The sequence below is a fragment of the Modestobacter roseus genome (assembly GCF_007994135.1).
GTDB lineage: Bacteria > Actinomycetota > Actinomycetes > Mycobacteriales > Geodermatophilaceae > Modestobacter > Modestobacter roseus.
The window spans coordinates 3,229,408-3,250,174 of sequence record NZ_VLKF01000001.1 but is presented as its reverse complement, the minus strand read 5'-3'; the positions used below and the strand labels follow the sequence as shown (position 1 = coordinate 3,250,174).

Sequence of the window (20,767 nt, the reverse complement as noted above, 5' to 3'; positions counted from 1 at the left end):
AGAGCGCGCGGGTGGCCCGCTTCAGCATGGTTCCTCCGAGGGGATGCACGGGCCGACCGGCCCGTGCGGGAGGATGTCACGGTGCCACGACCTGCTGACCAGTTCCCGGCGGTGCCCGCATGATCGACCGCTACACCCTGCCCGAGATGGGACGGGTCTGGAGTGACGAGCACAAGTACGAGCTGTGGTGCCGGGTGGAGACGCTCGTCCTGGAGGCGCACGCCGCCGCCGGCCGGGTGCCCGCCGACGTCGTCGAGCCGGTGCGCAACGCCCCGCCGCCCACGCCGGCGCGGGTCGCGGAGATCGAGGAGACGACCCAGCACGACGTCATCGCCTTCCTGACCGCGTGGGCCGACAACACCGAGCCGCGCTCGGCCGCCGCCTACGTGCACCACGGCATGACGTCGTCGGACCTGCTGGACACCGCGCTCGCGGTCCAGCTCACCGACGCCACCGACGTCCTGCTGGCCAAGGCCGACCGCCTGGTCGCGGCGCTGCGCGACCACGGGCTGGCCCACCGGCACACGATCAAGGTGGGCCGCACGCACGGCGTGCACGCCGAGCCCGACGTCTGGGGCCACCGGGTCGCCGACCTCGCCTTCGCGATGGCCCGCTCCCGGGACCGGCTCCGCCGCGCCCGCGAGGCCGTGGGCGTGGTCGCCATCTCCGGCGCCGTCGGCACCTACTCCCTGATCGACCCCTCGGTCGAGGTCACGGTGGCCGAGGCGCTGCACCTGCGCGCCGCGGACGCCTCCACCCAGGTGGTGCTGCGCGACGGGATCAGCGAGTGGGTCTCCGCGCTGGCGATCATCGCCACGGTCTGCGAGGCGATCGCGCTGGAGGTGCGGCACGGCCAGCGCACCGAGGTGCGCGAGCTGTCCGAGGCGTTCGGGTCGGGGCAGAAGGGCTCCTCGGCGATGCCGCACAAGAAGAACCCGATCCGCTCCGAGCGGATCGCGGGGCTCGCGCGGGTCGTCCGGGCCGCGATCGTCCCGGTGATGGAGGGCATCCCGCTGTGGCACGAGCGGGACATCTCGCACTCCTCCACCGAGCGGGTCTTCCTGCCCGACGCCGCGATCACCACCGACTACCTGCTGCACCTGACGGCGGGCCTGGTGGAGAACCTGGTCGTCGACGCCGAGCGGATGCGGGCCAACCTCGAGTCGACCGGTGGGCTGATCTACACCTCCTCCGTGCTGCTGGAGCTGGTCGAGGCCGGCATGGGCCGGGAGCAGGCGTACGCGCTGGTGCAGTCCGCGGCCATGCGGACCTGGTCCGAGGGCACGCCGTTCCGGCACACGCTGCGTGAGCGGGCGGGCGAGGACGGCGTGACGCTGGACGAGGCACGGCTGGACGAGATCTGCCGGCCCGAGCAGTACGTGGCCAACCTGGGACCGCTGTTCGACCGGCTCGCCGCGCTGTCGTGAGCCTGCCCTTCGAGCTCGTCGCCCGGGGCAAGGTCCGCGAGGTCTACGCCGTCGACGACGACCGGCTGCTGCTGGTCGCCAGCGACCGGATCTCCGCCTACGACCACGTGCTGCCCACGCCCATCCCGGACAAGGGCCGGGTGCTCACCGCGCTGTCGGTGTGGTGGTTCGAGCAGCTCGCGCCGGTGCTGGCCGAGCACGGCGCCGCGCACCACCTGGTGTCGGCGACCGACGTCCCGGCCGAGGTGGCCGGGCGGGCGATGCTGGTGCGCCGGCTGGAGATGCTGCCGGTGGAGTGCGTGGCCCGCGGCTACCTCTCCGGCTCCGGGACGCATCTGTACCAGCGCACCGGCGCGATCCTCGACGTGCCGCTGCCCGCCGGCCTGGTGGAGGGCTCGCAGCTGCCCGAGCCGGTGTTCACCCCGTCGACGAAGGCCGAGCTCGGCGAGCACGACGAGGCGATCGGCTTCGCGCAGGTGGTCGACGCCGTCGGTGCCGAGCGGGCCGAGGCGCTGCGCGCGCTCACCCTGGCCCTCTACCGCCGGGGCGCCGAGATCGCGCACGACGCGGGGATCGTGCTGGCCGACACCAAGTTCGAGTTCGGCACGGCCGACGGGCAGCTGGTGCTCGGCGACGAGGTGCTCACGCCCGACTCCTCGCGTTTCTGGCCGGCGATGACCTGGTCGCCGGGGGCGCCGCAGCCCTCCTTCGACAAGCAGTTCGTACGGGACTGGCTGACCACGTCGGGCTGGGACCGGGTCTCCCCGCCGCCGGAGCTCCCGGCGGACGTCGTCGCCGCCACCCGCGAGCGCTACGTCACCGCCTACGAGAAGCTCACCGGCCAGCAGTTCGTCTGAGCCGACGGCGATCCTCCCGGCTCACCACCTGCGCAAAGGTGCAGTCGGGGACGACGTGGGGACGTGCGGGACCAGCCGGGCACGGCAGGCGACCCACGGGCCGCCAGAACCGTTCCGCGACGCCGGTGCGGAGGCCGGAGGCCTCCCGCCGGCATCGCGGGCAACGGCTCCACGGCCGCCGGGCACGGCTGTTGGCCGCGGTGCGATCCGGAGGATCGCGATCAGTACAGCGTGGAGATGCCGCGGGCGCGGGCGTTGCGCAGCGCGGTGAACACGTGCGAGCGGATCAGGTCGGCGGCGGGCTCGGGCAGGCCGACGAAGGCCAGCGACCACTCGTGCAGCTGGTCGTGGCGGGGCCGGCGGCGCACCATCTGGACGTCGGTGACCAGCTCGTCGGACCACAGGTCCAGCCGCAGGGGCATGACCTGGCCGCGCTTGGGGAACGGAGTGCCGACCCCGAGGTCGGCGTAGCCGCGGAAGACGGCGAGCAGGCCGCCTTCGCTGAGGTCCACCGTGCTCCCGGTGAGGGTGATCCCGTCGTAGGCGAGCGTCACCGGCAGTCCGATCGGGGCGCGGACGGCGTCGCGGCGTTGCAGCCGGCTGGCCGTTCCGGTGATCTTGAGCTTCCAGAGGCCGTCGTCGGTGACGCCGACGGCCTCGGTGGGGATCGACCGCAGCCCGTCGTCGGCCTGCCAGGACAGCTCGAGCATGTCCCGGAGCACGAACTCGGCGCCGTCGCCGCGGGGGTCGCGCGGGTGGCTCACGTGCAGCAGCGTGTCGCTGCTGCGCCGGACCCGGCTGGTCAGCGCCTCGTCCTGCCCGAGGGGCAGCACGCTCAGCGCGGTGGTGTCGGCCGGGAAGTCGACGTTCGGTGTGCCCGCCACCACCTGGCTGCCTCCACTCGTCTCGGTCGTACGCCTCCGGGCCGCTGTCCGCGGCGACCGGTCGGGCCCATCATCGGACGGGATCGGCTCGATGTGGAGGTCAACCCCGGCTCCGGGTCACCCGTTGGTGGGAAGGCGGCCGAGGGACACTGGCTTCCCGCATTTGATCGTGCACAACGGGGATTGCCCGTCCCTCGGGGTGTGCACAGGGTGCCGGTAGGCTTCCCGGCGTGCCCCAGGTGGTCGTCGACGTCGTCCTGAAGCCAGAGATCTCCGATCCGCAGGGGCAGGCCGTGCTCGGCGCCCTGGGGCGGCTCGGGCACTCCGGTGTCCGCAGTGTCCGTCAGGGCAAGCACTTCGTCCTGGAGGTCGACGGCGACCCCGACGAGGCCGAGCTCCGCGAGATCGCGGAGACGCTGCTGGCCAACCCGGTCATCGAGGACGTCGAGCTGCACCTCCCCACCGACTGAGGACGAAGAACAGTGCGCATCGGTGTCATCACCTTCCCGGGCTCCCTGGACGACGTCGACGCCGCACGCGCGGTGCGGCTCGCCGGCGCTGAGCCCGTCTCGCTCTGGCACGGCGACCACGACCTGAAGGACGTCGACGCCGTCGTCCTGCCCGGGGGCTTCTCCTACGGCGACTACCTGCGCGCCGGGGCGATCGCCGCCCGTTCGCCGCTGATGGCCGACGTCGTGGCCGCGGCCCGGCAGGGGCTGCCGGTGCTGGGCATCTGCAACGGCTTTCAGGTGCTGTGCGAGGCGGGTCTGCTGCCCGGGGCGCTGACCCGCAACAGCCACCTGCACTTCCGCAACCGTGACCAGGGGCTGCTCGTCGAGCGCGCCGACACCGCGTGGACGACGTCGTTCACGCAGGGGCAGCGGATCGTCGTCCCGGTGAAGAACGGTGAGGGCCGCTACGTGGCCGCACCCGCAGACCTGGACCGTCTCGAGGGTGACGGGCGGGTGGTCGTGCGCTACGTCAGCACGACGCCCGGGTCCGGCGTGGACGGCAACCCCAACGGCAGCTCCCGCGACATCGCCGGGGTGACCAGCGCCGACGGACGGGTGGTCGGGCTGATGCCGCACCCGGAGCACGCGGTCGAGGACCTGACCGGTCCGAGCACCGACGGCCTGGGCTTCTTCACCTCCGTGCTCACCGCGATGGTCGCCGCGTGACCGCCACCCCGCACGCCGCCGACGGCCCGGCCGACGCCGCCGTCCGGGCGATGCCCGACCTCGACACCGTCGACCGGGCCGGGCGCACCCCCGACGACGCGCAGCCCTTCGCCGAGCTGGGGCTCAAGGACGACGAGTACGCCCGGATCCGGGAGATCCTCGGCCGCCGCCCGACCACCGCCGAGCTGGCGATGTACTCGGTGATGTGGAGCGAGCACTGCTCCTACAAGTCCTCCAAGGTGCACCTGCGCCGCTTCGGCGACCTGCCGAAGAGCGACGCGCTGCTGGTCGGCATGGGCGAGAACGCCGGCGTCGTCGACGTGGGCGAGGGCTACGCGGTCACCTTCAAGGTCGAGTCGCACAACCACCCGAGCTACGTCGAGCCCTACCAGGGCGCGGCGACCGGGGTCGGCGGCATCGTCCGCGACATCCTCACCATGGGCGCCCGGCCGATCGCCGTCATGGACTCGCTGCGCTTCGGTGCCGCGGACGCCCCCGACACCGCCCGGGTGCTGCCCGGCGTGGTCGCCGGCGTGGGCGGCTACGGCAACTGCCTCGGCCTGCCCAACATCGGCGGCGAGCTGCTCTTCGACGAGACCTACGCGGGCAACCCGCTGGTCAACGCCCTGTGCGTCGGCGTGCTGCGGCACGAGGAGCTGCAGCTGGCCAAGGCCGAGGGCGTCGGCAACAAGGTCGTGCTGTTCGGGGCGCGCACCGGCGGCGACGGGATCGGCGGCGTCTCGGTGCTGGCCAGCGAGACCTTCGACGCCGAGGGTCCGGCCAAGCGCCCCGCCGTGCAGGTCGGCGACCCGTTCACCGAGAAGCTGCTGATCGAGGCCTGCCTGGAGATCTTCGCCGCCGGCCTGGTCACCGGCATCCAGGACCTCGGCGGCGCCGGCATCTCCTGCGCCACCAGCGAGCTCGCCGCCGCCGGCTCCGGCGGCATGGCGATCGACCTGGACGCCGTCCCGCTGCGCGACTCCACGCTCACCCCCGCCGAGATCCTGATGAGCGAGTCGCAGGAGCGGATGTGCGCGATCGTCGAGCCGGGCAAGGTCGACGAGTTCCTCGCCGTCTGCGCGAAGTGGGACGTGCTGGCCACGGTCATCGGTGAGGTCACCGACGGCGACCGGCTCACCATCGACTGGCACGGCGAGCGGATCGTCGACGTCCCGCCGCGCACGGTGGCGCTGGAGGGCCCGCGCTACGACCGCCCGATGGCCCGCCCGGCCGACCTGGACGCGCTGCAGGCCGACGCGCCGCCGTCGTCCTCGGCCGACCTGCGGGCCGACTGGCTCGCCGTCGTCTCCAGCCCGGACGGCGCGGACAAGAGCTGGGTCACCGAGCAGTACGACCGCTACGTGCGGGGCAACACCGTGCTCGCCCAGCCCGAGGACGCCGGCGTGCTGCGGATCGACGAGTCCAGCAACCTGGGCATCGCGCTCTCGCTGGACGGCAACGCCCGCTACGCCCGGCTGGACCCCTACACCGGTGCCCAGCTGAACCTGGCCGAGGCCTACCGCAACGTCGCCGTCTCCGGCGCGAAGCCGCTGGCGGTCACCAACTGCCTGAACTTCGGCTCCCCGGAGAACCCCGAGGTGATGTGGCAGTTCGCCGAGGCGGTCCGCGGCCTGGCCGACGGCTGCCGCGAGCTCGGGCTGCCGGTCACCGGCGGCAACGTGAGCCTCTACAACCAGACCGGCGACGTCGCGATCAACCCCACCCCGGTGATCGGGGTGCTGGGCGTGCACGCCGACGTCACCCGCCGGGTGCCCACCGGCTGGCGAGCCGACGGCGAGTCGGTGCTGCTGCTGGGGGAGACCCGGGCGGAGTTCGGTGGTTCGGCCTGGGCCGCGGTCGTGCACGGGCACCTGGGCGGGCTGCCGCCCCGGCTGGACCTGGCGGCCGAGCGGTCCCTGGGCGAGCTGCTGGCGACCCTGTCGGCCGAGGGGCTGGTCAGCTCCGCGCACGACCTGGCCGACGGCGGTCTGGCCCAGGCGCTGACCGAGTCGGCGTTGCGGTACGGCACCGGCGCCCGGCTGCGCGTCCCGGGCGACCCGACGGCGGCGCTGTTCGGCGAGTCCGTGGCCCGCGTCGTCGTCACCACCACCGACCCGGCGGCGGTGCGCGCCGCGGCCGAGGCGGCCGGCGTGCCGGTCACCGAGCTCGGCGCGACGGGCGGCGACGCACTCGTGCTGGACGGCCTGCTGGAGCTGCCGCTGGCCGAGCTGCGCGCGGCGTGGGCGGCGACCCTGCCGGCGCTGTTCGGCAGCCCGGAGGTCACCGTCGGCACCGTTCCCGCGGGGACCGTCCCGACCAGCTGATGACGGCGGCCCGGCCCATCCCCGCGGACGAGCTGCGCGCCGCGGTCGACGCCGTCCGGCCGTGGTTGACCGGTCACGCCGAGCAGCCGCCGCGCGCGGTGCTCGGCGCTGCCGTGAAGACCTCGGCGCGCTGGCTGGCCCAGCAGGTGCCGGGCCGGTCGGTGGAGGTCCGCGTGCCGCCGTTCGTGGCGGTGCAGTGCATCCCGGGCCCGCGGCACACCCGGGGCACCCCGCCGAACGTGGTGGAGACCGACGCCGGGACCTGGCTGCGGCTGGCCACCGGGACGCTCACCTGGGCCGACGCGCTCGCCGAGGGGCGGGTCAGCGCCAGCGGCAACCGCGCCGACCTCGCAACTCACCTGCCGCTGTCCCCGCTGCGCGCCGGCTGAGCGGCGGCCGAGCGGCGGCCGAGCGCCGGCCGGGCGCCGGCTGGGCAGCGGACCCCCGGCACCGGTGACCCCACGGCCGTGTCGACCAGTCGAGGACTCGCAGCGCGACCTGCGGAATCGTGATGAGACACGCCGTCCCCACTTCGGGTACTGCGGAGGGCGAAACGGTCGGGGACGACGTACGGTCCCCCCGGTCGCGATGCAGCTCACAAGGAGAGTGACTCGCGCGGCTGGCTCGTCCGACCGGCCGCGCCGTCACGTCACCTCGGAGGTCGTTCCGTGGCAGTACCCAGCTTCCTGGCCCGGGAGCGCATCATCGCGAAGCCGGGCTTCAACCGATGGCTCATCCCGCCGGCCGCGCTGGCCGTGCACCTGTGCATCGGCCAGGCCTACGCGACGAGCGTCTACAAGGCAGCTCTCGTCTCGCACTTCGACTCCACCCTCACCGCCATCGGGATCGTCTTCTCGATCGCGATCGTGATGCTGGGCCTGTCGGCCGCGCTCTTCGGCACGTGGGTGGACCGCAACGGTCCCCGCGCCGCCATGTTCACCTCGGCCGTCTTCTGGGTCACCGGCTTCCTCGTCGGCTCCCTGGGCATCTACACCGAGCAGCTGTGGCTGCTCTACCTCGGCTACGGCGTCATCGGCGGCATCGGCCTGGGCATCGGCTACATCTCGCCGGTCTCCACGCTGATCAAGTGGTTCCCGGACCGTCCGGGCCTGGCCACCGGCATGGCGATCATGGGCTTCGGTGGTGGCGCGCTCATCGCCTCGCCGCTGTCCCGCCAGCTGATGAACTGGTACGACCCGGTCTACGACGGCACCGCGGGCACCACCCCGAGCGGCAACGCCGTCGCAGGTCTGTTCCTCACCCTGGGCCTGCTCTACCTGGTCTTCATGATGTTCGGTGCCTTCATCGTCCGCGTCCCCGCCGACGACTGGCGGCCCGCCGGCTTCGACCCCTCGACGGTCAAGCAGAAGTCGATGGTCACCAGCGAGAGCGTCTCGGCCGGCAACGCCATCAAGACCCCGCAGTTCTGGCTGCTGTGGACCGTGCTGTTCTGCAACGTGACCGCCGGCATCGGCATCCTCGAGCAGGCCGCGCCGATGATCCAGGACTTCTTCCGCAACGGTGAGACCTCCGCGGTCGCCGCCGCCGCGGCCGGCGGTTTCGTCGGGCTGCTGTCGCTGTTCAACATGGCGGGCCGGTTCGTCTGGTCCTCCACGTCGGACTACATCGGCCGCAAGGGCATCTACATGGTCTACCTGGGTGTCGGCCTGGTGCTCTACGTCCTGCTGGCCACCGTCGGCAGCAGCGCCGTCTGGCTGTTCGTCGCGCTCGCCGCGATCATCATCAGCTTCTACGGTGGTGGCTTCGCGACCGTCCCGGCCTACCTGCGCGACCTCTTCGGCACCTACCAGGTCGGCGCCATCCACGGCCGGCTGCTGACCGCCTGGGCCGCCGCCGGCATCGCCGGTCCGCTGATCGTCAACGGCGTCCTGGACAGCCAGGGCACTCCGGGCCAGCTCAACGCCGGTGACTACCGGCCGGCGCTGTTCATCATGGTCGGCCTGCTGGCCGTGGGCTTCGTCGCCAACCTGCTGGTCAAGCCGGTCGCGGCGAAGTGGCACGAGCCGCACGCCACCACCCCCGCCACCGCCCGCGCCAACCCCGAACGGAGCACCGCACGATGAGCGAGCAGCAGAGCACGACGCCGACCGGCCTGGTCGCCTTCGCCTGGGCCCTGGTGGGCCTGCCGCTGGTGTACGGGCTGGTGCAGACCATCCGCACCGCCAGCACGCTGTTCACCGGCTGAGCCGGACCCGGCACCACCGCAGCGCCCCTCCTGCCCCTGGGCAGGAGGGGCGCTGTGCTGTCCGGCCGGTGGTGCGGGATGCGCCCGCGCGCATGCACCGGCCCCGCCCTAGGGTCGGGGCATGCCGTACGAGGTCCAGGGCGTCGTCGCCCGAAGCAAGGGTGCACCGGTCACCATCGAGACGATCATCGTGCCCGACCCGGGTCCGGGCGAAGCGGTCGTGGACGTGCAGGCCTGCGGGGTCTGCCACACCGACCTGCACTACCGCGAGGGCGGGATCAACGACGAGTTCCCCTTCCTGCTCGGGCACGAGGCCGCCGGCGTCGTCTCCGCGGTGGGTGAGGGCGTCACCAACGTCGCGGTCGGCGACTACGTGGTCCTGAACTGGCGCGCGGTCTGCGGGGAGTGCCGTGCCTGCCGCAAGGGCCAGCCGCAGTACTGCTTCAACACCCACAACGCCGCGCAGAAGATGACCCTGGCCGACGGCACCGAACTGTCCGCCGCGCTGGGCATCGGGGCGTTCGCCGAGAAGACGCTGGTCCACTCGGGGCAGTGCACCAAGGTCGACCCGCAGGCGCCGGCCACCTCGGCCGGGCTCCTCGGCTGCGGCGTCATGGCCGGCGTCGGCGCGGCGATCAACACCGGCGCGGTCCAGCGCGGGGAGAGCGTGGCCGTGTTCGGCTGCGGCGGCGTCGGTGACGCCGCGATCGCCGGGGCGAAGCTGGCCGGGGCGACCACGATCATCGCCGTCGACATCGACGACCGGAAGCTCGAGTGGGCGAAGAAGCTCGGCGCCACCCACGCGGTCAACAGCAAGGAGACCGACCCGGTCGAGGCGATCAAGTCCCTCACCGGTGGCTTCGGTGCCGACGTCACCATCGACGCGGTCGGCCACCCGGCGGTCTTCGAGCAGGCCTTCTACTCCCGCGACCTGGCCGGCCGCGTCGTGCTCGTCGGCGTCCCCCGCCCGGACATGGAGATCACCCTGCCGCTGCTGGAGGTCTTCGGCCGCGGTGGCGCGCTGAAGTCCTCCTGGTACGGCGACTGCCTGCCCAGCCGGGACTTCCCGATGCTGGTCGACCTGTACCTGCAGGGGCGGTTCCCGCTGGACGACTTCGTCACCGAGACGATCGGCCTGGCCGACGTCGAGCAGGCGTTCGAGAAGATGCACCACGGCGACGTGCTGCGCTCCGTGGTGGTGCTGGACAAGTGACCACGATGACGACGCGCGAGCGAGCATCGCAGGGAGCGCGAGCGACCGAGGAGCGGAACGAGTGCGGAGTGGAGCAGTGACCGGCACCCCGCGCATCGACAAGGTCGTCGTCAGCGGCGTCTTCAGCCTCGACGGGCAGGACTTCGACGTCGACAACAACGTCTGGCTGGTCGGGGACGACGACGAGGTGGTCGTCATCGACGCGCCGCACCGCGCCGAGCCGATCGTGGACGCCATCGGCGGCCGGCGGGTGCAGGCGATCGTGCTCACCCACGCGCACAACGACCACATCACCGCCGCCGTGGCGCTGCGGGAGGCCACCGCGGCCGCGATCTGGCTGAACCCGGCCGACCGGATGCTGTGGGACGTCGTGCACCCGGAGGCCGCGCCCGACCGCGACCTGGTCGACGGCGCCCGGATCAGCGTGGCCGGGCTCCAGCTGCAGGCGCTGCACACCCCGGGCCACTCACCGGGCAGCACCTGCCTGTACTCCGCCGACCTGAACACGGTGTTCTCCGGCGACACGCTGTTCTCCGGTGGCCCGGGCGCCACCGGGCGGTCCTACAGCGACAAGCCGACGATCCTGGCCTCGATCCGGGCCCGGCTGCTCACCCTGCACGGCGACACCGTGGTGCGCACCGGGCACGGCGACGACACCACGATCAACGCCGAACTCGGCAACATCGCCTGACCACACCGCTGAGCTGGACGTTCCGGACGGCGTCGTCCCCACCCGGGTGAGCGGTCCCACCCGGGTGGGGACGACGCAGCCGGTACTCTCTGGGGGTGCCTCGCGGTGACGGACGGCTGACGCACGACCTCGACCCCCATTCCCCTGGTCCCCAGGACGCCTGTGGCGTCTTCGGGGTCTGGGCCCCGGGGGAGGAGGTCGCGAAGCTGACCTACTTCGGTCTGTACGCCCTCCAGCACCGCGGACAGGAGGCGGCGGGCATCGCGGTGTCCGACGGCGCCTCGGTCGTGGTCTACAAGGACATGGGCCTGGTGAGCCAGGTCTTCGACGAGGCGACGCTGGGCAGCCTGCGCGGCCACCTCGCCGTCGGCCACGCCCGCTACTCCACGACCGGCGCGTCGACCTGGGAGAACGCCCAGCCGACCTTCCGCACCACGGAGGCCGGCACCGGGCTGGCGCTGTGCCACAACGGCAACCTGGTGAACACCGCCGAGCTGGCCAGCGCCGCCGCCGACGAGGGCGTGGCCGGGGCGTTCGTGGCCACCAACGACTCCGACCTGGTCACCTCGCTGATCGCCGCCCGGCCCGACGTGTCGGTCGAGGTCGCGGCGATGGAGGTGCTGCCCCGCCTGCGCGGCGCGTTCAGCTTCACCTTCATGGACGAGCACACCCTCTACGCCGCCCGCGACCCGCAGGGCGTGCGTCCGCTGGTGCTCGGTCGCCTGGAGCGCGGCTGGGTGGTGGCCAGCGAGACCGCCGCGCTGGACATCTGCGGCGCCTCCTTCGTCCGCGAGGTCGAGCCGGGCGAGCTGATCGCCATCGACGAGGACGGGCTGCGCAGCCAGCACTTCGCCCCGGCCCAGCCCAAGGGCTGCGTCTTCGAGTACGTCTACCTCGCCCGCCCGGACACCACGATCTCCGGCCGCGGCGTGCACGCCGCCCGGGTGGAGGTCGGCCGCCGGCTCGCCAAGGAGCACCCGGTCGACGCCGACCTGGTCATCCCGGTGCCCGAGTCGGGCACCCCGGCCGCGGTCGGCTACGCCGAGGCCTCCGGCATCCCCTACGGCGTGGGCCTGGTCAAGAACTCCTACGTCGGCCGCACCTTCATCCAGCCCAGCCAGACGATCCGCCAGCTCGGCATCCGGCTGAAGCTCAACCCGCTGCGCGACGTCATCCGGGGCAAGCGGCTGGTCGTCGTCGACGACTCGATCGTGCGTGGCAACACCCAGCGCGCGCTGATCCGGATGCTGCGCGAGGCCGGCGCCCTCGAGGTGCACGTGCGCATCTCCTCCCCGCCGGTGAAGTGGCCGTGCTTCTACGGCATCGACTTCGCCAGCCGCGCCGAGCTGGTCGCCAACGGCCTGGACGTCGACGGCGTGCGCGCCTCGATCAACGCCGACTCGCTGGGCTACGTCTCCGAGCAGGGGCTGATCGCCGCCACCGAGCAGCCGGCCAACCGGCTGTGCACCGCCTGCTTCACCGGCGAGTACCCCATCCCGCTGGGCGAGCCGGAGGTGCTCGGCAAGCACGTGCTCGAGGGCATCGGCCGGCGGGCCCTGGGCGACGGCGTCCCCGCCGTGTCCGGCTGGACCGGTCAGCAGGCCGGCAGCCCGGCCCTGGCCGGGGGCGCCGACGACGCGCTGTCCCGCCCGTGAGCCCGTGCGAGGGCGACCGCGAGCGAGCACCGCAGGGAGCGCCGGCGACCGAGGAGCGGAACGAGCGATGAGCAGCGACTTCACCTACGCCGCGTCCGGCGTGGACATCGACGCCGGTGAGCGTGCGGTCACGCTGATGCGCGCCGCCGTGGAGCGGACCAACCGGCCCGAGGTCGTCGGCGGGCTGGGCGGCTTCGCCGGGTTGTTCGCCCTGGACACCGCGAAGTACCGGGCGCCGCTGCTGGCCTCCTCCACCGACGGCGTCGGCACCAAGATCGCGCTGGCCCGGCAGCTGGACCGGCACGACACCGTCGGCATCGACCTGGTCGCCATGGTCGTCGACGACCTGGTCGCCTGCGGCGCCGAGCCGCTGTTCCTGCAGGACTACGTGGCCTGTGGCCGGGTGGTGCCCCAGCGGATCGCCGCCATCGTCACCGGGATCGCCACCGGCTGCCAGCAGGCCGGTGCCGCGCTGGTCGGCGGGGAGACCGCCGAGCACGGCGACCTGATGGACGCCGACGAGTACGACCTGGCCGCCACCGCCGTCGGCGTGGTCGAGGCCGACGCGGTCCTCGGCCCGGAGCGGGTGCGGGCCGGCGACGCGGTGGTCGCCATGGCCTCCTCCGGCTTCCACTCCAACGGCTACTCCCTGGTGCGCCGGGTGGTCGACCGTGCGGGGCTCGACCTCAGCGCCACTCCGGCCGGGCTGGACCGCCCGCTGGGCGACGTGCTGCTGGAGCCGACCCGCATCTACGCCCGGGACTGCCTGGCCCTGGTGGAGGAGCTCGGCGTGGAGACCGTGCACGCCTACGCGCACATCACCGGGGGAGGCCTGGCCGGCAACACCGTCCGGGTGCTGCCCGACGGGCTGGCCGCCGAACTGGACCGTGGCAGCTGGGCGCTGCCGGCGGCCGTGCGGCTGCTGGAGGAGCACGGCGTGCCGCGCACGGAGTCCGAGCGCGCCTTCAACTGCGGTGTCGGCATGGTCGCCGCGGTGGCCGCGGAGCAGGCCGACCGGGCGGTCGCGCTGCTCACCGCGCGCGGCGTCCCGGCCTGGGTCGCCGGCACGGTGACCCGGGCTGCGTCAGCTGCGACGCCCCCTGAGGTCACCCTCCACGGCGACTACCGCTGACGTCCGACCCCTGCCCACGGCGCGCCGTCGGGCAGGGGCCGGACGCGCGAGGACACCGCCGGGCCCAGGGGTCCGGCGGTGTCCTCGCGATCGATCGACTGTCGTTACCGCCGGATCAGCAGGTCAACGACTGGCTGCCCAGTCGTCGTCCTCGTCGTCCGACGCCCAACGATCGGCGTAGCCCTCGTCCTCATCATCGTCGTCGTCCTTGGGTCCCCGGCTGGGGAAGGACGACGGCTGACCAGCGAGTTCGCGCTGGAGGGCTGTGAGGTCGGTGTTGGGTGAGCTGTACTTGAGCTCACGGGCCACGCGTGTCTGCTTGGCCTTCGCTCGGCCGCGCCCCATTGGCTCGACCCCCTCGTGACGGAGTGCGGGTCGCCCAGCACTGGGCTGGACGGCCCGTGTGGCGACCCCGACTGAGTGACTGTGTCCTGGACCGAGCTTACGACACGGATGGGTCACGGGCACACGTCGGCATCCCCGGGCCCCTCGTCGGGAGGGGTGTGGTGACCGGGATCACCCGCTGCGCGGCCCGGAACGGCAGGTCAGCGGGGCAGCCGGATGGTCGCCAGCCGGCCCACCGAGCGCATCCGCTCCTCGGCGAGTCGGTCGGCGGCGACGGCGGGGGAGACCCCGTCGGCGTCCGCCGTGGCGAACACCCGCAGCGCCACGTCGAAGATGGTCGTCGTCTTCGCCTCGGCCCGGGCGAAGGAGAACCCGTGCCGCTCGTCCTCCACCTGGATCACCCCGCCGGCGTTCACCAGGTAGTCGGGGGCGTAGAGGATGCCGCGGCCGGCCAGCAGCTCGGGCGTGCCCTCGTGGGCCAGCTGGTTGTTGGCGCCGCCGCAGACGATCTCGGCGGGCAGGGCGGCCACCGTCCCGTCGTCCAGCGCGCCACCGAGGGCGCAGGGCGCGTAGACGTCGTGCGGGGTGCGCACCAGCGTCGCGGTGTCGGCCACCGCGGCGACGTCGGGGTGGCGGCTGCGCACCCGCGCGACGGCGGCCGGGTCGACGTCGGTCACCACGACCGAGGCCCCGTCGGCGACCAGCCGGTCGACCAGGTGGGAGCCCACCTTGCCGACCCCGGCCACCGCCACGGTGCGCCCGGCCAGCGTCGGGGCGCCCCAGCGGTGCTGCGCGGCGGCGCGCATGCCCTGGAAGACGCCGAAGGCGGTGAGCACCGAGGAGTCCCCGCAGCCGCCGAACGCCTCCGAGCGACCGTGGGCGAACCGGGTCTCCCGGGCGACGACGTCGAGGTCGGCGTTGTAGGTGCCGACGTCGCAGGCGGTGAGGTAGCGGCCGCCCAGGCTCTCCACGAACCGGCCGTAGGCGCGCAGCAGCGCCTCGGTCTTGTCGGTGCGCGGATCGCCGATGATCACCGCCTTCCCGCCGCCCAGGTCCAGCCCCGCGAGGCTGTTCTTGTAGGCCATCGCGGTGGAGAGCGCCAGCGCGTCGGCGACCGCGGCCTCCTCGGAGGCGTAGGGGAAGAAGCGGGTGCCGCCGAGGGCCGGCCCCAGCGCCGTGGAGTACACGGCGATCACCGCCCGCAGCCCCGACCCGGGGTCGGAGCAGAAGACGACCTGTTCGTGACCGGAACCGAGAACGTCCACGGCGAGGAGCGTAGGCGCGGCCGCCGGTCCGGCTCCCATTGCCGCGCTCGGCAACGACCTGGTCTCGGCGGGGAGGTCGCTGACCGGCGCACCACCCGGTGGAGGCATGATCAGCCGACCAGGAGAGGCGCCGGTCATCCCGGTGCCGCACACTCTCACCCGGATCGCCCGAGTCCAGGGCCGGCCGGGGGAGCACCAGCGGGGCACGACTGCGCCGCGACACAGGAGCGACGACATTGAGGAACTGGCACACGATGGCCCGACCCATGCGGCTGCTGGCGCTCGCGCTGGCCGCGCCCCTGGTGCTGGCCGCCTGCTCCACCGAGAACTCCGGTGGCGGGACCGACAGCGCCGCGGGCGGTGCCGCCACGTCGGACGGCGACCTGGACTTCGCGGTGGTGACCCACGGTTCCGCGGGTGACGCGTTCTGGGACGTCGTGCAGAACGGGGCCGAGGCCGCCGGTGAGGACCTCGGGGTCGGCGTCGACTACCAGAGCGACGGCGACCCGCAGCGCCAGTCGCAGCTGATCGAGGCCGCGGTCAACCAGGACGTCGACGGCATCGTCGTGTCGATGGCCAACCCGGACGCGCTGCAGGACTCCATCACCGCGGCGGTCGACGCGGGCATCCCGGTGGTCACGATCAACTCCGGCGCGGACCGCTCCGCCGAGTTCGGTGCGATCGGCCACGTCGGCCAGGACGAGACGATCGCCGGCATCGGCGCCGGGCAGCGACTGGCCGCCGACGGCGCGCAGAACGTCCTCTGCGTCGTGCACGAGGCCGGCAACATCGGCCTGGAGCAGCGCTGCGCCGGCGCGTCGCAGGGCCTGGGCACCGACGTCCGGCTGCTGCAGGTGGACATCAACGACCTGCAGTCCGCGCAGTCGACGATCACCTCGCAGCTGCAGAGCGACGACTCGATCGACGCCGTCCTCACGCTGAACTCCGCGGTGGCACCGATCGCCGCGTCGGCCGCCTCGGACGCCGGCGCCGACGTGGAGATCGCCACCTTCGACCTCAACGGTGACGTCATCTCCGCCATCCAGGACGGCACGGTCGCCTTCGCCGTCGACCAGCAGCAGTTCGAGCAGGGCTACCTGCCGATCGTGATGCTCCAGCTGTACGCGGAGAACCTGAACACCGTCGGCGGTGGGCAGCCCGTGCTCACCGGGCCGGGCATCGTCGACCCGTCCAACGTCGACGCGATCGCCGACCTCGCCGCGGAGGGCACGCGCTGAGCAGCCAGGGGCCCGGCGGGGTGACGCAGGACGTGCCGGCGGACGCACCGCCGCGCGTCGACGAGCGCATCGCCGCCGTGAGCTGGTGGCGGCGGCTGCTGGTCAAGCCCGAGCTGGGGTCGCTGATCGGCGCGGTGGCGGTCTTCGCCTTCTTCGCCGCGCAGTCGCAGGTGTTCCGGTCGCTCAGCGGTGTCGCCAACTGGCTCGACGTCGCCTCGACGCTGGGCATCATGGCGGTGGCGGTCGCGCTGCTGATGATCGGCGGGCACTTCGACCTCTCCGCCGGCGTCATGACCGGCACCACCGCGCTCACCGTGGGCATCGTCGCGGTCGAGCTCGGCCAGAACATCTGGGTGGCCATCGCGGTGGCCGGGGTGCTGGCGCTGGCGGTGGGCTTCGTCAACGGCTGGCTGGTGACCCGCACGGGCCTGCCCAGCTTCATCATCACGCTGGGCACCTTCCTGATGCTGCAGGGCCTGAACCTGGGGCTGACCAAGCTGTTCACCGGCACGGTGCAGGTGCGCGGGCTGGCCGACGCGCCCGGCTACCACTCCGCCGAGCTGCTGCTGGCCTCCACGATCACCGTCTTCGGCCAGCCGTTCCGGGTCGCCGTCCTGTGGTGGGTGCTGGTCACCGTCGTGGCCAGCTGGGTGCTGCTGCGCACCCGGTTCGGCAACTGGGTCTTCGCCACCGGCGGTGACGAGGTGGCCAGCCGGAACGTCGGCGTCCCGGCCCGGCGCACCACGATCGCGCTGTTCATGACCACCGCCGGGGCGGCCTGGCTGGTGGGCTCGATCACCGCGGTGCGGCTCACCTCGGTGCAGGCCAACACCGGCACCGGGCAGGAGCTGATCTACATCGTCGCGGCGGTCATCGGCGGCTGCCTGCTGACCGGGGGGTTCGGCTCGGCGATCGGCGCGGCGCTCGGCGCGCTGATCTTCGGCATGACCCAGCAGGGCATCGTCTACCTGAACTGGGACGCCGACTGGTTCTACTTCTTCCTCGGCGCGATGCTGCTGCTGGCGGTGCTGACCAACCGGCTGGTGCGCCGCTACGCCGAGGCGACCCGGCGATGAACGCCGCTGCGATGAACACCCCGATGGGCGATGCGCCCCTGCTCGAGCTGCGCGGCATCGGCCGGGACTTCGGCTCGGTGATCGCGCTGGACGGCATCTCGACCGCGGTCCGGGCCGGTGAGGTGACCTGCGTCCTCGGGGACAACGGGGCGGGCAAGTCCACGCTGATCAAGATCCTGTCCGGGGTGCACCGGCCGACCCGGGGCGAGCTGCTGCTCGACGGGCGCCCGGTGACCTTCGACGCGCCGCGGGACGCGCTGGACGCCGGCATCGCCACCGTCTACCAGGACCTGGCGATGATCCCGCTGATGTCGATCTGGCGGAACTTCTTCCTCGGCTCGGAGCCCACCGTCGGCCGCGGCCCGTTCCGGCGTTTCGACCGGGCGACGGCGAAGGAGGTGACCCGGCGCGAGCTGGCGGCGATGGGCATCGACATCCGGGACCCGGAGCAGCCGGTGGGCACGCTGTCCGGTGGTGAACGCCAGTCGGTGGCGATCGCGCGGGCGGTGCACTTCGGCGCGCGGGTGCTCATCCTCGACGAGCCGACGTCGGCGCTGGGGGTCAAGCAGGCCGGCGTGGTGCTGCGGTACATCGCCCAGGCGCGCGACCGCGGCCTCGGCGTCGTCTTCATCACCCACAACCCGCACCACGCCCACCCGGTGGGCGACCGGTTCCTGCTGCTCAACCGCGGCCGCAGCATGGGCGACTTCGCGAAGGGCGAGGTCAGCCCCGAGCAGCTGACGACGATGATGGCCGGCGGCGACGAGCTCGCGCAGCTCGCCCAGGAGCTGCAGCGCCCCACCGGCGGCTGAACGGCGGCGCCCACGACGGGGGCGCGGACACGCCCGGGTGGGGTCCGGGAAGCGGTCCCGTGGTGTGCTGGATCCCGGTGCACCGACCGCCACGTCGACAACTCGACGTCCCGGACCGGTGACCTCGTGTTGTCCGGCGGCGGTTTCCACTGCGCCGCGTGTTGCCTTCGTGACTGGTGGTGGCGGTGCGACTCTCGCTGGGCCCGACGTCCATCCCTCTTCCCCAGGGAGCGACCATGCCGCAGCACCCGTTGCGCCGCCGCCGCACACCCCCGGCGGCCCCCGCGCGACGCCGTCCGGCACCGGGAGTGCGGTCCCGGCTGCTCGTCCTGGCCATGACCGGGGCCCTCCTCGCCGCCGGCACCGGGCCGGCGCTCGCCGAGCCGGTCAACCCCAGTGACGAGCAGCTCGGCCAGGCCCAGTCGGCCCAGGACCAGGCGGCTGCCGAGGTCGGCCGGATCGCCGCCCTGGTCGCCGCAGCGGAGTCCGAGCTGGAGCGCGTGCAGTTCCTGGCCGAGGCGGCCGGCACCGCCTACCTGGCCGCCGAGGAGTCACGGCAGCTCGCCCAGGCGGCCGCGGACCAGGCGATGCGCGAGCTGGCGGCCGCCATCGCCGCGGTGACCGAGGCGCGGGGGCGGATCGCGGACTTCTCCCGCGACACCTACATGAACGGCAGCTCGCTCAGCAGCGCCGCGGCGCTGCTGGACGTCGAGGGGCCGGGCGAACTGGTGCGCAAGGCGGCGGTCCTGGAGTACGTCGCCGACCACCAGCTCGACGTGCTCGGGGCGCTGCAGGCCGCCGAGGCGCAGCAGGCGGCCGCGGAGGCCGGTGCCCGCACCGCGCGTGACCAGGCCGCCGCCGCCGAGGCCGCGGCGGCGGCCGCCAAGCTCGAGGCCGACGCCCAGCTCGCCGCCCAGGAGAGCGCCGTGGGCCAGGTGGTGGCGCAGAAGGCGGCGCTGGACCAGCAGCTGCAGGACGCCCAGGTCCGGTTGCTCCAGCTGCAGGGCGAGCGAAACGCCTTCGAGGTCTGGCAGGCGCAGCAGCGGGCGGCGGAGGAGGCGGCGGCCCGGGCGGCGGCCGAGGCGGCGGCGGAGGCCGCGGCCGTCCGCCAGGAGGTCGTCTCCGGTGGCGACCCCGGCGGTCACGGCTACGTGCGCCCGGCCAGTGGCCGGACCAGCAGCTGCTACGGGGCCCGCTGGGGCGTGACCCACTTCGGGGTGGACATCGCCGCGCCGATCGGGACGCCGATCTACGCCGCCACCACCGGCACGGTCGTCCGCGCCGGCTCCGCGACCGGCTTCGGGCTGGCGGTCTACATCCGCGGGGACGACGGCGCGGTGACCGTGTACGGGCACGTGAACCGGCACTTCGTCTCCGCCGGTGACCGGGTCGGGGTCGGGGAGCAGATCGCCGAGGTCGGCAACCGGGGCCAGTCGACCGGACCGCACCTGCACTTCGAGGTGCACCCCGGCGGTGCGCTCTACGGCGGCCAGGTGGACCCGGTCCCGTGGCTGCGCGCCCGGGGCATCTCCATCTCCGGCTGCTGACCGGCGTCCCCCGATGACCGCACCGCCGGACCCCCGGGCGGGCTGGGGGCTGCCCGCGCCGGGGGCGCTGCCCCGCACCGCGGCGCCCGAGCCGCTGGTGACCCGGGTGCTCGCGCCCAACCCCTCGCCGATGACGCTGGACGGCACCAACACCTACCTGGTGGGCGAGCCCGGCAGCGGGCAGGCGGTGGTCGTCGACCCGGGCCCCGACGACCCTGCCCACCTGTCCGCGGTGCACGAGGCGCTCACCGCCCGGGACGCCCGGGTGGTGGCGGTGCTGGTCACCCACCACCACGGCGACCACGCCGAGGCGGCGCAGCCGTGGGGCCGGCACTTCGACGCGCCGGTGGCCGCGGCGACGGCGGCGGTCGCCGGACCGCGCGGCCGGGTGCTCGTGCCGGGGGAGCGGCTCCGGCTGGCCGGGACCACGCTGCAGGTGGTGCCCACCCCGGGCCACACCGCCGACCACCTGGCCTTCCGGCTGGACTCCGGGGCCGTGCTGGTGGGCGATCACGTGCTGGGCCGGGGCACGTCGGTGGTGACCCACCCGGAGGGCGACGTGCTCGCCTACCTCGCGTCGCTGCGCCGGCTGCACGACCTCGGCCCGGCCGCGCTCTACTGCGGCCACGGCCCGGAGCTGACCGTGGACCCCGGTGCGGTCGTCGAGTACTACCTGGCCCACCGGGCGTACCGGGAGGAGCAGCTGCTGGCCGCGCTGACCGGAGGGCCGCGGTCGGTGACCGAGCTCGTCGCGCAGGTGTACGCCGCCGTCCCCCGCGCGGTGTGGCCGGCCGCCGCCCAGTCGACCCGGGCCACGCTGGCCAAGCTGGCCGTCGAGGGGCGGGTGGAGCCCGCCGGCGACGACGCGGTGCGGCTGGCCTGAGACGCCGGGGGACGGCGTCGCCTAGCGTCGGCGG

The 20,767-nt window shown here is 73.6% G+C and carries 20 protein-coding genes; 17 read left to right on the top strand and 3 right to left on the bottom strand.

The annotated features are described in order from the left end of the window. The first annotated feature begins 119 nt into the window (after positions 1 to 119). Both purB and JD78_RS15515 read left to right on the top strand, forming a co-directional pair. Positions 120 to 1,427 (top strand): adenylosuccinate lyase, encoded by a 1,308-nt coding sequence (purB, locus tag JD78_RS15520; protein WP_166521224.1) that lies wholly within the window; start codon positions 120 to 122, stop codon positions 1,425 to 1,427. Next, entirely contained in the window at positions 1,424 to 2,284 is an 861-nt protein-coding gene (locus JD78_RS15515; RefSeq protein WP_153358475.1) for a phosphoribosylaminoimidazolesuccinocarboxamide synthase, read from the top strand. Before purB ends, JD78_RS15515 begins: the two co-directional genes overlap by 4 nt. A gap of 221 nt (positions 2,285 to 2,505) precedes the next feature. On the opposite strand, the gene JD78_RS15510 is transcribed toward JD78_RS15515, so the two are convergent. Continuing rightward, positions 2,506 to 3,168 (bottom strand): flagellar brake protein, encoded by a 663-nt coding sequence (locus JD78_RS15510; protein ID WP_153358477.1) that lies wholly within the window; start codon positions 3,166 to 3,168, stop codon positions 2,506 to 2,508. A gap of 230 nt (positions 3,169 to 3,398) precedes the next feature. Between JD78_RS15510 and purS the strand changes: the two genes are divergently transcribed. The 10 genes from purS to purM all read left to right on the top strand — a co-directional run bounded on the left by purS (position 3,399) and on the right by purM (position 13,567). Then, on the top strand, positions 3,399 to 3,638 hold the full coding sequence (gene purS, locus JD78_RS15505) for a phosphoribosylformylglycinamidine synthase subunit PurS (protein WP_153358479.1): 240 nt from the start codon (positions 3,399 to 3,401) through the stop codon (positions 3,636 to 3,638). A 12-nt stretch (positions 3,639 to 3,650) separates the two neighbouring features. Further along, positions 3,651 to 4,346, top strand: coding sequence for a phosphoribosylformylglycinamidine synthase subunit PurQ (gene purQ, locus JD78_RS15500; protein ID WP_153358481.1), 696 nt, complete (start codon positions 3,651 to 3,653; stop codon positions 4,344 to 4,346). Then, positions 4,343 to 6,670 carry a phosphoribosylformylglycinamidine synthase subunit PurL gene (gene purL / locus JD78_RS15495; RefSeq protein WP_228395014.1) on the top strand — a complete coding sequence of 776 codons (2,328 nt, stop codon included), beginning with the start codon at positions 4,343 to 4,345 and terminating at the stop codon, positions 6,668 to 6,670. The genes purQ and purL overlap by 4 nt, the downstream gene beginning before the upstream one ends. Beyond that, a complete protein-coding gene (locus tag JD78_RS15490) occupies positions 6,670 to 7,059 on the top strand; it encodes a sterol carrier family protein (protein ID WP_166521223.1) in 390 nt (129 codons plus the stop codon). The genes purL and JD78_RS15490 overlap by 1 nt, the downstream gene beginning before the upstream one ends. A 279-nt stretch (positions 7,060 to 7,338) precedes the next feature. Next, the gene (locus tag JD78_RS15485; protein ID WP_153358482.1) at positions 7,339 to 8,754 is read left to right on the top strand and encodes an OFA family MFS transporter; all 1,416 of its coding nucleotides are present in this window, start codon (positions 7,339 to 7,341) and stop codon (positions 8,752 to 8,754) included. Further along, the gene (locus tag JD78_RS22645) at positions 8,751 to 8,876 is read left to right on the top strand and encodes an MFS transporter small subunit (protein WP_279526846.1); all 126 of its coding nucleotides are present in this window, start codon (positions 8,751 to 8,753) and stop codon (positions 8,874 to 8,876) included. The genes JD78_RS15485 and JD78_RS22645 overlap by 4 nt, the downstream gene beginning before the upstream one ends. A gap of 121 nt (positions 8,877 to 8,997) precedes the next feature. Further along, positions 8,998 to 10,089, top strand: a complete 1,092-nt coding sequence (locus JD78_RS15480; RefSeq protein ID WP_166521222.1) for an S-(hydroxymethyl)mycothiol dehydrogenase — start codon at positions 8,998 to 9,000, stop codon at positions 10,087 to 10,089. A gap of 76 nt (positions 10,090 to 10,165) precedes the next feature. After that, the gene (locus JD78_RS15475; protein ID WP_208104114.1) at positions 10,166 to 10,780 is read left to right on the top strand and encodes an MBL fold metallo-hydrolase; all 615 of its coding nucleotides are present in this window, start codon (positions 10,166 to 10,168) and stop codon (positions 10,778 to 10,780) included. Between the two features lie 95 nt (positions 10,781 to 10,875). Further along, positions 10,876 to 12,435 carry an amidophosphoribosyltransferase gene (gene purF, locus JD78_RS15470; protein ID WP_153358522.1) on the top strand — a complete coding sequence of 520 codons (1,560 nt, stop codon included), beginning with the start codon at positions 10,876 to 10,878 and terminating at the stop codon, positions 12,433 to 12,435. Between the two features lie 67 nt (positions 12,436 to 12,502). After that, entirely contained in the window at positions 12,503 to 13,567 is a 1,065-nt protein-coding gene (purM, locus tag JD78_RS15465; protein WP_153358524.1) for a phosphoribosylformylglycinamidine cyclo-ligase, read from the top strand. A gap of 123 nt (positions 13,568 to 13,690) precedes the next feature. Here purM and JD78_RS15460 read toward each other — a convergent pair whose 3' ends face one another. Further along, a complete protein-coding gene (locus tag JD78_RS15460; RefSeq protein WP_153358526.1) occupies positions 13,691 to 13,912 on the bottom strand; it encodes a DUF3073 domain-containing protein in 222 nt (73 codons plus the stop codon). Between the two features lie 200 nt (positions 13,913 to 14,112). Next, the gene (locus JD78_RS15455; RefSeq protein ID WP_208104113.1) at positions 14,113 to 15,177 is read right to left on the bottom strand and encodes a Glu/Leu/Phe/Val family dehydrogenase; all 1,065 of its coding nucleotides are present in this window, start codon (positions 15,175 to 15,177) and stop codon (positions 14,113 to 14,115) included. A 254-nt stretch (positions 15,178 to 15,431) separates the two neighbouring features. Here JD78_RS15455 and JD78_RS15450 point away from each other — a divergent pair, with 254 nt between their 5' ends. The 5 genes from JD78_RS15450 to JD78_RS15430 all read left to right on the top strand — a co-directional run bounded on the left by JD78_RS15450 (position 15,432) and on the right by JD78_RS15430 (position 20,733). Beyond that, positions 15,432 to 16,415: a sugar ABC transporter substrate-binding protein gene (locus JD78_RS15450; RefSeq protein WP_153358530.1), complete on the top strand. Its 984-nt coding sequence runs from the start codon at positions 15,432 to 15,434 to the stop codon at positions 16,413 to 16,415. 20 nt (positions 16,416 to 16,435) lie between these two features. Next, on the top strand, positions 16,436 to 17,491 hold the full coding sequence (locus JD78_RS15445; RefSeq protein ID WP_228395017.1) for an ABC transporter permease: 1,056 nt from the start codon (positions 16,436 to 16,438) through the stop codon (positions 17,489 to 17,491). After that, positions 17,488 to 18,303, top strand: a complete 816-nt coding sequence (locus tag JD78_RS15440; protein ID WP_208104112.1) for an ATP-binding cassette domain-containing protein — start codon at positions 17,488 to 17,490, stop codon at positions 18,301 to 18,303. The genes JD78_RS15445 and JD78_RS15440 overlap by 4 nt, the downstream gene beginning before the upstream one ends. 335 nt (positions 18,304 to 18,638) lie before the next feature. Next, positions 18,639 to 19,850: a M23 family metallopeptidase gene (locus tag JD78_RS22640; protein WP_208104111.1), complete on the top strand. Its 1,212-nt coding sequence runs from the start codon at positions 18,639 to 18,641 to the stop codon at positions 19,848 to 19,850. A gap of 13 nt (positions 19,851 to 19,863) precedes the next feature. Further along, on the top strand, positions 19,864 to 20,733 hold the full coding sequence (locus JD78_RS15430; protein ID WP_153358536.1) for an MBL fold metallo-hydrolase: 870 nt from the start codon (positions 19,864 to 19,866) through the stop codon (positions 20,731 to 20,733). Positions 20,734 to 20,767 lie beyond the last annotated feature (34 nt).